Source organism: Roseateles sp. P5_E11 (assembly GCF_054049355.1).
In genome coordinates this window covers 1-9,591 of the sequence record NZ_JBFUMO010000196.1, presented here as the reverse complement: position 1 = coordinate 9,591, position 9,591 = coordinate 1, and the positions used below count along the sequence as shown (strand labels likewise).

7 protein-coding genes are annotated in these 9,591 nt (G+C 68.0%); 4 read left to right on the top strand and 3 right to left on the bottom strand.

Annotated elements, in window-relative coordinates; all coding sequences use genetic code 11:
• Positions 1-195: 195 nt before the first annotated feature.
• The gene (locus ACXJKR_RS15820) at positions 196-1,446 is read left to right on the top strand and encodes a cation:proton antiporter (protein WP_082532833.1); all 1,251 of its coding nucleotides are present in this window, start codon (positions 196-198) and stop codon (positions 1,444-1,446) included.
• Entirely contained in the window at positions 1,443-2,561 is a 1,119-nt protein-coding gene (locus ACXJKR_RS15815; RefSeq protein ID WP_056200690.1) for a YbdK family carboxylate-amine ligase, read from the top strand. Before ACXJKR_RS15820 ends, ACXJKR_RS15815 begins: the two co-directional genes overlap by 4 nt.
• Positions 2,562-2,622: 61 nt before the next feature.
• Here the strand turns inward: ACXJKR_RS15815 and ACXJKR_RS15810 are convergent, their stop codons facing one another.
• The gene (locus tag ACXJKR_RS15810) at positions 2,623-4,473 is read right to left on the bottom strand and encodes a serine hydrolase domain-containing protein (RefSeq protein WP_457323633.1); all 1,851 of its coding nucleotides are present in this window, start codon (positions 4,471-4,473) and stop codon (positions 2,623-2,625) included.
• A gap of 112 nt (positions 4,474-4,585) precedes the next feature.
• On the opposite strand from ACXJKR_RS15810, the gene ACXJKR_RS15805 reads away from it, so the two are divergent.
• Positions 4,586-5,764, top strand: a complete 1,179-nt coding sequence (locus tag ACXJKR_RS15805; RefSeq protein WP_457323632.1) for an MFS transporter — start codon at positions 4,586-4,588, stop codon at positions 5,762-5,764.
• Between the two features lie 242 nt (positions 5,765-6,006).
• Positions 6,007-7,881 (top strand): phosphoenolpyruvate carboxykinase (GTP), encoded by a 1,875-nt coding sequence (locus tag ACXJKR_RS15800; protein ID WP_457323631.1) that lies wholly within the window; start codon positions 6,007-6,009, stop codon positions 7,879-7,881.
• Between the two features lie 48 nt (positions 7,882-7,929).
• Here the strand turns inward: ACXJKR_RS15800 and ACXJKR_RS15795 are convergent, their stop codons facing one another.
• Positions 7,930-8,148, bottom strand: a complete 219-nt coding sequence (locus tag ACXJKR_RS15795) for a hypothetical protein (RefSeq protein ID WP_056200702.1) — start codon at positions 8,146-8,148, stop codon at positions 7,930-7,932.
• Positions 8,149-8,246: 98 nt separating this feature from the next.
• Positions 8,247-9,591, bottom strand: a 1,345-nt coding sequence (locus ACXJKR_RS15790) for a hypothetical protein (RefSeq protein WP_457323630.1), incomplete at its 5' end; no start/stop codon positions are given.

Below are 9,591 nucleotides of genomic sequence, written 5' to 3'. Positions count from 1 at the left end.
GGCCCCTGGCAGTGGCGCTTGCRAATGGCCGAATCCAGTACCTGGCCCGAGGTCGCAACAAAGTGTTCGACGCGGGCGGTGTTCACGCTGACGACTTGCATGGCGGCCATTGTCCAGGAGGCTTTCGGCATGTCGGCCTACAAGGGCGCGCCGACCGTGCGTCTAGGCTTCGGCCAAAACTTTTAGGGAGAGCCTATGAATGCACTAGACACCGGCGCGCGGGTCTGGGCCGGCTTGGCCGTTCCTCCGTCCAGCGCGCTGATGTTCGTCGTTGGCGTGCTGCTGGCCGGCGCTCTGGCCGGCGAATTCATCGCCGCGACGACGCGGCTGCCGCGCGTGGTCGGCTACACATTGGCAGGCTGCGTGGCCGCTGCCTTCGGCCACGGCGTTGCGATGCCGCTGGCCGGCGCGGCCCAGACTGTGACCGACCTGGCCCTGGGCCTGCTGTTGTTCGAGATCGGCAGCCGCGTGCACCTGCGCTGGCTGGTCCGCAACCCTGGCCTGGCGCTGACCAGCCTGGCCGAAGCCCTGCTCAGTGCACTGGCGGTGGCCTTCGTGCTGCGCCTGTTTGATCTCAGTTGGCAGACGGCCATCGCCTGCGCCATCCTGGCCATGCCGGCACCCGCCGCCGTGTCCGGCCGCGTCGCGATGGAATTGGGGGCTGCGGGTCAAGTCACGCAGCGGGCTTCGTTGCTGACGGCCTTGAACACGCTGTACGCCGTTGTCGCGCTGATCCTGATGCGCACCTGGTGGGCGGCCGACGACGGCGGCAGCCTGTCGCAGGCGCTCGCTGGCCTGGCGATCTCGCTGCTGACGACACTGGGGCTGGCCGCGCTGCTGGCGGGCGCCGTCTACCTCGTTGCGCGGCGCCTGGACCTGCGCAATGAGAGCGCCGTGCTGCTGCTGTTCGGCCTGGTCGCCTTCGCCATCGTCGCCGCGCGCGCCATCGGCGTGTCGACGCTGCTGATGCCGCTGCTGGCGGGCCTGCTGCTGCGCAACACCAGCGACCGGCCCTGGGTCTGGCCGCGTCACTTCGGCACCTCGGGCGGGGCGCTGGTGCTGATGCTCTTCGTCATCGTCGGCTCGGCCTGGTCGCCCAAGATCCTCGTCGCCGGCGGCTTCGCCGCGCTGGCGCTGCTGGCAGCCCGCTTCATCGCCAAGACCGTGGCCATCGTGGCGCTGGCGCCCATGGCCAAGGCCAGTTGGCGCCAGGGCCTGGCGCTATCGATCACGATGACGCCGCTGTCCGCGACCGCCCTGGTCATGCTCAGCGAGCTGATGCGCGCCGAGCCGGAACTGGCTGCCGGCGCCGTACCCATCATCCTGGCCAGCATTGCCGTGCTGGAACTGATCGGCCCCATCGCCGTGCAGTTCGCGCTGCGCCTGGCCGGCGAGCTGCCGCCTGCGCCCAAGCGCGTCCCACGCAACAAGGAGGCCGTTGAATGAGCCTGGGTGATTTCTCCAAATCGCAGCCGCTCACCCTCGGTGTCGAGCTCGAACTGCAGATCGTCAACAGCGACGACTACGACCTCGCGCCTGTCTCGGGTGACCTGATGCGGCTGATGGAAAAGCGCAGCATCCCGGGCGACGTGAAGCCCGAGATCACCAGCAGCATGATCGAGCTGGCCACCGGCGTCTGCACGGGCTTCGGCCAGGTGCTGTCGGAGCTGGGCCAGATCCGCGACGCGCTGGTGGACTGTGCCGAAAAGCTGGACGTGAGCCTGTGCGGCGGCGGCACCCACCCCTTCCAGCACTGGAAGCGCCAGCGCATCTTCGAGACGCCGCGCTTTCATGAGCTGTCGTCGCTGTACGGCTACCTGTCCAAGCAGTTCACCATCTTCGGCCAGCATGTCCACATCGGCTGCCCGAGCGCCGACGAAGCCCTGGTGCTGCTGCACGGCATGAGCCGCTTCATCCCCCACCTGATCGCGCTGGCGGCATCGTCTCCGTTTGTGCAGGGCGAGGACACCGGCTTCGATTCGGCACGCCTGAACTCGGTCTTCGCCTTCCCGCTGTCGGGCCGTGCGCCGTTCGTGCAAACCTGGACCGACTTCGAGGCCTACTTCGCCAAGATGACCCGCACCGGCGTTGTCTCGGGCATGAAGGACTTCTACTGGGACATCCGCCCCAAGCCCGAGTTCGGCACCATCGAAGTCCGCGTGCTTGACACACCGCTGACCATCGAGAAGGCGGCGGCCCTGGCCGGCTTCATCCAGTGCCTGGCGCGCTGGATCACGGTGGAGAAACCGTTCAAGCTCAGCGAAGACGATTACCTGCCCTACACCTTCAACCGCTTCCAGGCCTGCCGCTTCGGCCTGGACGGCACCTTCGTCGATCCCGAGACCGGTGACCACCGCGTGCTGCGCGACGACCTGATCCATGTGCTGACCAAGCTGGACACCCACGCCGGTGACCTGCACGCGGAAGCCGCGCTGCAATACATGCGCCGCGAGATCAACGGCATTGGCAACGACGCATCCTGGCTGCGGCGCGTCGAGGCCGAGAACCACCTGTTGCCCGAAGTGGTGAGGCGGGCGGCCAAACGCTGGCACGGCAGCTGAAGCGGTCACCAGCTGGCCGCGGACCCATAGGCAGCCCACGGCCGCGAAGTGCTCGAAGTGCTCACGGCACCTGCACGACCGCCAGGCCGTCCTCGACCAACAGCTTGCTGCCCCACCCCGGGCCGAAGACGCCGGCGCCGATGCGGTATCGGCCCTTCTCCTTCGGCGCCCAGGTGAAGCGGAACGTCCGGGTTTGCAAGGTGTCCAGCTTCTGGTCGGCGAAGAATTGCTGCCCGACCTTGTTGCCGGCCTCGTCCTTGACCTCGAAATTGACAACGACCGCGTGGGCTGGCCCGCCCCGGTTGGCGACGACGAGGTCGAAGGCCGCTTCGTCGCCCGGCGCCAACGCGGCCTGCACGGGTTGCACCGACAGCGCGAGCAGGGGCGGCGGCGCGGTCTGCGGCGCGGCGGGCTGGCGTGCGGACAGCCACTCCCGGAGCTTGCTCGTGATCAGTTCCGGCTCGGTATCGATGTTGGACAACACGACGACCGTCACGCCTTCGTCGGGAAACATCTCGAACCGATTCGTCGCGCCCGGCGCGCCGCCGCCGTGCCAGACGACGCGGCGGCCGTTGTACCGCTCGACATGGGCCCCGTAGCCGTATTCGACGCCATCAGGCTGCTCGGTCACACCGGTCCAGAACTGCTCGACCAGGTTGCGCCTCAACAGGCGGCCGCGATACAGCGCGTCGGCGAAGCGGGCCATGTCGCCGACCGTGGCGAAAGCCATGTTGGCCGGAGACCCGATCAAGGGCAGGCGCGCGGTGCTCGGCGCCTTGCCGCCGGACGGCGCATCCTCGTGGGCCGTTGCCACGCGATGCCTGCCGTCGGTGGGAGAACAGAAGCAGCTGTCGCGCATGCCGGCCGCAGCGAACACATGCCGCTGCACGTAGTCGCGATAGGGCTCGCCCGACACCCGCTCGATGATGGCACCCAGCAGGACATAGCCCGCATTGCTGTAGCTGAATTGCTGGCCTGGGGGAGAGGCCAGCGGGGCGCCGATGAAGGAGGCCGTCATCTCGGCCACACCACGCGCGGTGCGCGGAGGTTCCAAACCCTTCTCGATGGCTTCCCGTGCGCCGACCATGCCGGACGTGTGCGACAGCAGGTGGTGCACCGTCACCTGTCGTCCCAGCTCGGTGTCGGCCAGCTCGGGCAACACCTTGCCGACCGGGTCCGACAGCCGGACCTTGCCCGCCTGCACCAGCTGGCCCACGCCGACGGCCGTGAACATCTTGGTGATCGAGGCCAGGTTGAAGCGCGTGCGCAGCCCGTTGCGGGCATGGGCATCCCGATCCGCATCACCCACGGCCCGCGCGTAAAGCGTGCGCCCGCCGCCTTGCACGAGCACGGCGCCCGAGAACCGGTCGCCCGCGGCGAGAAAGTCGATGAGCCCATCCAGCCGTGCGCGCCAATGCCGCCCGTCCAGCCCGGCCTCGGCCAGTTCCGGCGGCGCGTTGGCCGAGCCGATTCCCAAGGCGACGATCTTGTGGGGTGGTGCCGGCTCGGAGAATTCCGGCGGCTTGGCGGTGGTAAAGACCGACAGGCGGTACCAGGCAGACGTCGCCAAGCCTTGCGCCAGGGCTTCGATCCCGATGGCGCTCGACCGCTCGACGCGACGCAGCGCCAGGCCGCCTGTCATCGCATGCACGCGCCGCAGATCCTGGACCTGTCCCGCGGCGAACTGGCGGTCTCGTTCGGCGGCGTCGAAGCTGTCAGCGACCAGCGCCTGCAACGCAATGGCGTCACCGCTATTGAGCACGTTCAGGAGGGTGCCGAGCCGCTCCCCGGGGGCGGTTTGCGGCAGCGGCGGCGAGACGCTTGCCGGCGTTCGGGAGGCATCCGCCGCGTTGGCGACCAGCGGCGCGACCAGCAGCATCAGCAGCGCGAGCGCAGACGGAACAGGCTTCATCGTTTCTCCAGAGCGCGACGGCAGGCGAAGATGCCGCTGAATCAGTGCGTCATGCCTCAGTATTCCCCAGCACAGCTGGCAACATGGCGGCCGCTCCTGCTGCCATTCCCTCATGATCGACACCCCCGCCCGCACCCGCTGGGCCATCGTGCTGCTGCTGTGCGCCTGCGGCGTGCTGGCCGGCGGCCAGTTCGCCAAGATTTCCATCGAGTTCACGCGACTGCAGGCGGTCTACAACGCCTCGCCCGCCGGCATGGGCTTGCTGCTGTCGACCGTCGGCGTGGTGGGCCTGCTGTGCGGCGTCGTGGCGGGTTGGCTCGCGCCGCGGGTGGGCTATCGCCGCCTGCTGCTGATCGGCCTGGGCGGCGGCGCCTTGCTGTCGGCTCTGCAAGCGTTGCTGCCGCCTTTCGGTCTGTTCTGGGCCAGCCGTGTGCCCGAGGGCGCGGCCCATCTGGCCATCATGGTGGCCACGCCGACGCTGCTGATCCACGCCTGCGCGCCGCCACACCGCACCGCCGTCATGGGCCTGTGGGCCACGGTGGTGGGCCTGGCCTTCGCCGTGCTGGCCGGGCTGGATCGCCTGCTGCCCCAGGGCCTGGCGCCGCGCGAGACCCTCGCCGGGCATGCAATGTTGCTGGCCCTGGCGGCGCTGGCGGTGCGGTTGTGGGTGGCCGACGTCCGTGCGGCGCCCGCGCCGGTCATGGCGGGCGCGCGCGCCGGTGTGCTGGCCCTGCACCGCGAGGTCTATGCCGACCTGCGCACCGCGCTGCCCGGCCTGGCGTTCTTCTTCTATGCCTTCCCGACAATCGCGCTGATCACCTTCGTGCCGCGCTTCAGCGGCCAGGGTCAGGGCGGTTTTCACACGGTGCTGCCGCTGATGGCCACGGCGGGCACGCTGGCGGCAGGATGGGCCGCGCGGCGCTTCGAGGGCGGCTTGAAGCTGGTGCGCCTGGCGTACCTGGCTTTTGGCGCCGCGGCACTGGCGCTGACCGGAGCGGCGCTCATGGGCGCACCCACCGAGGCGCTGGCACTGCTGACGTTGACCTGCGCCGGCCTGGGCGGCGGCGCCGCGTCCACATTGATCCCGCAGCTCAACCCCACCCCGGCCCAGCAGGCTCGCGCTTCCGGCGTGCTGGTGCAACTGGGCAACCTGGGCTCGGTCAGTGGCCCGCCGCTGTTCGCGGCGCTGGCGGATCGCTTCGGCCTGGTGGGCCTGGCCGGCCTTGCTGCTTTGACGGCCACCGTGGCGTTGCTGGTGCTGGGGCGGCTGGGTACGCGACTCGAGGGCTGACGACCCAGGAAGTTGCGTCAAGTTTCACGCACTCTTCGCGCAAACCCTAGCCCCGCTTCGCCACCGCCGTGAGCTGCGCGGCCGCGCTGGCATGGTGTTATTCCTGTTTTGCATGACCCCCACCGATCCCGGTGGTTACGGCGTGATTACATTGGATTCGACAATCCACCTCCTCAGGTTCGGTGTGCTTGGGCCAGCTCGCCAGCTGCCCCAAACACATTCCCATGATTGGAGCTTTCGCCATGAACCAACCCGCCATGCAGGGGCTGCGGCTGAACCTGCCCGCCTATGTCAAAAACGCCCGGCTAATTGCCTGGGTGGCCGAGATCGCCGCCCTGACCGAGGCCGCCGACGTCTACTGGTGTGACGGCAGCGCCGATGAGTACCAGCGCCTGTGCGACCAGCTCGTCGCCGCCGGTACCTTCAAGAAACTCAACCCCAAGCTGCGCCCCGGCAGCTACCTGGCCAATTCCGACCCCAGCGACGTCGCCCGCGTCGAGGACCGCACCTTCATCTGCTCCGCCAAGAAGGAAGACGCCGGCCCGACCAACAACTGGATGGCCCCGGCCGAGATGCGCGAGCTGCTGCAGACCGGCGACAAGGCCCTCTTCAAGGGCTGCATGCGCGGCCGCACCCTCTATGTGGTGCCCTTCAGCATGGGGCCGCTGGGCAGTCCGATCGCCCACATCGGCGTGGAACTGAGCGACAGCCCCTATGTCGCCGTCAACATGCGCACCATGACGCGCATGGGCCGCGCCGTCATCGAGCTGCTGGGCACGGATGGCGACTTCGTGCCTTGCGTGCACACCGTGGGCGCACCGCTGGCAGAAGGCCAGGCCGATGTGAGCTGGCCCTGCAACAAGACCAAGTACATCGTCCATTTTCCTGAAACGCGCGAGATCTGGAGCTATGGCTCGGGTTACGGCGGCAATGCGCTGCTGGGCAAGAAGTGTTTCGCGCTGCGCATCGCGTCCACGATGGGCCGTGACCAAGGCTGGCTGGCCGAGCACATGCTGGTGCTGGGCGTGGAAAGCCCGCAGGGCAAGAAGTACCACGTCGCCGCCGCCTTCCCGAGCGCCTGCGGCAAGACCAACTTCGCCATGCTGATCCCGCCTGCCGCATTCGACGGCTGGAAGATCACCACCATCGGCGACGACATCGCCTGGATCAAGCCCCACGCCGACGGCAAGCTCTACGCCATCAACCCCGAGGCCGGCTATTTCGGTGTCGCCCCGGGCACCAACTCGCATACCAACCCCAACTGCATGGACAGCCTGGAGCGCGACGTGATCTTCACGAACGTGGCGCTGACCGACGACGGCGACGTCTGGTGGGAAGGCATGACGGACACACCGCCCGCCCACGCCATCGACTGGCAGGGCAAGGACTGGACGCCCGCGATCGCCAAGGAAACCGGCGCCAAGGCCGCTCACCCGAACGCCCGCTTCACCGTGGCTGCGACCAACAACCCGGCGCTGGACGCCAACTGGGACAACCCCGCCGGTGTGGCCATCGACGCCTTCATCTTCGGCGGCCGCCGCTCCACCACGGTGCCGCTGGTGACCGAGGCGCGCGACTGGACCGAGGGCGTCTACATGGCCGCGACCATGGGCAGCGAGACCACCGCCGCCGCCGCCGGCCAGCAGGGCATCGTGCGCCGCGACCCGTTCGCCATGCTGCCCTTCATGGGCTACAACATGGCCGACTACTTCCAGCACTGGCTGGACCTGGGCGCCAAGCTTGAAGCCTCGGGCGCCAAGCTGCCCGCCATCTACTGCGTCAACTGGTTCCGCAAGGGCGCCGACGGCAAGTTCGTCTGGCCCGGCTACGGCGAGAACATGCGCGTGCTGAAGTGGATGCTGGACCGCCTGGAAGGCACCGGCGGTGGCCAGGAGCATGTGTTTGGCGTGACACCTGGCTACACCGACCTGAACTGGGATGGCCTGGACTTCTCGCCGGAGCAGTTCGACACCGTGACCCGCATCGACGCCGCCGAATGGCAGGCCGAGATGAAGCTGCACGACGAGCTGTTTGCGCAGCTCGCCTTCCACCTGCCCGCCGCGCTGCCGGCCGTCAAGGCGCGCATCGAAGAGCGCCTCGCGAAAGAGGCGGGCTGACCGTTTCTCTTCGGCAGCATCAGCAAGGGCGCCTTCGGGCGCCCGTTTTTATCTCCGGCTGCCGAAAACCAGCAGCAAGCCGCCGATGGCGATGGCGCCCACGCCCAGCCATACCGGCACATTGACCGTTTCCTTCTCCTTGGCCGAGACCTCCAGCGAGCCGAGCTTCACGACGGTCTTGTCCTTGGTGTAGCTGAAGCCGCCCATCGCGAGGCTGGCCGCGCCGATGACGAGCAGCAGGATGGCAATGATCTTGGTGGCACCCATGGCGCTCTCCTTGGTTTGAGATGGGCCCAGGCTAAGGTCGGCAGCATGTGACAAACAGTGTCCGACAGCGCGATGCACTGTCGGACGATGCCGACACCTCAGGGATAGTCCTTCAGCGTCGCCGTATTGCTGCCGCCCTGACAGCGCGCCGAGTCACCGGCGTCGTTGATGACGCGCTCGATGCTGCCCTTGTCCACCAGGCAGACGGTGATCATGTGGCGCAAGCGCACGCCGGGCGCTTTTGTTGGATTTGGCACCTCGAAGGCGCGGTCCAGCACAACGTCGGGCTTCAGGAAGACGCTGTAGGCGCCCAGGCCCCAGGCCTCGTGGCGTGTCACCGTGTCGGCCACCTTGTACGCCGCATAGCCGCGGCCGGTCGGGCTCGTCCACTGGCTTTGCGTCGGCGGGTCGTAGGGGATCTCGGACTGGTAGAAGTAGACGCGCCCGCCATTGCCCTGCCAGACGACCTGCTCCTTCTGGAAGTGCTCGACAAAAAGGCCATAGATGGTCACGTCCTCGCMGTTGACCCACAGGCCGTGGGAGGACGGGTTGCTGGTCCAGCTGACACCCTCGCCATGGTCAGCGCGCCAGATCCACGTGTGGTCGACCAGGGTGTCATGCGCATTGATGCGCAAGGCCGTGTCCACCTGCCCGGCCGCCGCGCCGCCGATGCGGAAGAACAGGTCGTGCAGCACGATGGGGTCGGCTTTGTGACGCTTCCTTGAGCCGGCCGGCGCCACCTCCATCAGCACGCCAGAGTCCTGCTTGCCGGCGTCGAGGAACAGGCCCGAGATCGTCAGCCCGTCCATGTCCGCCGTCTTCACCAGCGGCTGGCCGTTGTCCGAGCGCAGCGTCGGGAAGCCGATGCCCAGCACCACCGTGCCGGAACGCTTCACCTGCAGCGTCTGCGTCAACAGGTACTCACCCGGCGTGAACAGCAGGTGCTTGCCGGCGGCCAGCTGGGCGTTCAGCGTCGCCGCTGTGTCGCCGGGTTTGGCGATGAAGAACTGGCCGATGGGCAGCGTCTTGCCGGGCGCCACGGCGCCATTCGCCCACGAGATGCCCGCGCTGTCGCGCCGCAAGGCAGGCACTCGCACGGCGTACTGCCCCTTGGCATCGATGAAGAGCCAGGGCTTCTCGCGCACCAGCGGCGTCTTCGCAATCTTGGTGAAGCGCTGGCCCGGCGTCGGAAATTCGCCGTCGGGTGCGCCAGCCACGCCGACGAAAACCATGTTCCAGTTCGAACCCGTCCAGCTGCCCCACTGGCTGTTGCGCGAGATCCATTGCTGCTGCGTGGCCGAGTTGACCTGGCCATCCACCAGCACGTCCGAGAACCAGCCGCCGCTGGCCCAGCCCTTGTTCTGGTTCAGGCGGATGTTGCCGCGCACATGCATGCGCCGGAACGGGATGGCCTGAGACACGGCCCATTGCATGGTGTTGTCG

Excerpts from the sequence above, each read along its gene's own strand:
- ACXJKR_RS15820 (WP_082532833.1), top strand. The coding sequence starts at position 196 with ATGAATGCACTAGACACCGGCGCGCGGGTCTGGGCCGGCTTGGCCGTT.
- ACXJKR_RS15815 (WP_056200690.1), top strand. The coding sequence starts at position 1,443 with ATGAGCCTGGGTGATTTCTCCAAATCGCAGCCGCTCACCCTCGGTGTC.
- ACXJKR_RS15810 (WP_457323633.1), bottom strand. The coding sequence starts at position 4,473 with ATGAAGCCTGTTCCGTCTGCGCTCGCGCTGCTGATGCTGCTGGTCGCG.
- ACXJKR_RS15805 (WP_457323632.1), top strand. The coding sequence starts at position 4,586 with ATGATCGACACCCCCGCCCGCACCCGCTGGGCCATCGTGCTGCTGCTG.
- ACXJKR_RS15800 (WP_457323631.1), top strand. The coding sequence starts at position 6,007 with ATGAACCAACCCGCCATGCAGGGGCTGCGGCTGAACCTGCCCGCCTAT.
- ACXJKR_RS15795 (WP_056200702.1), bottom strand. The coding sequence starts at position 8,148 with ATGGGTGCCACCAAGATCATTGCCATCCTGCTGCTCGTCATCGGCGCG.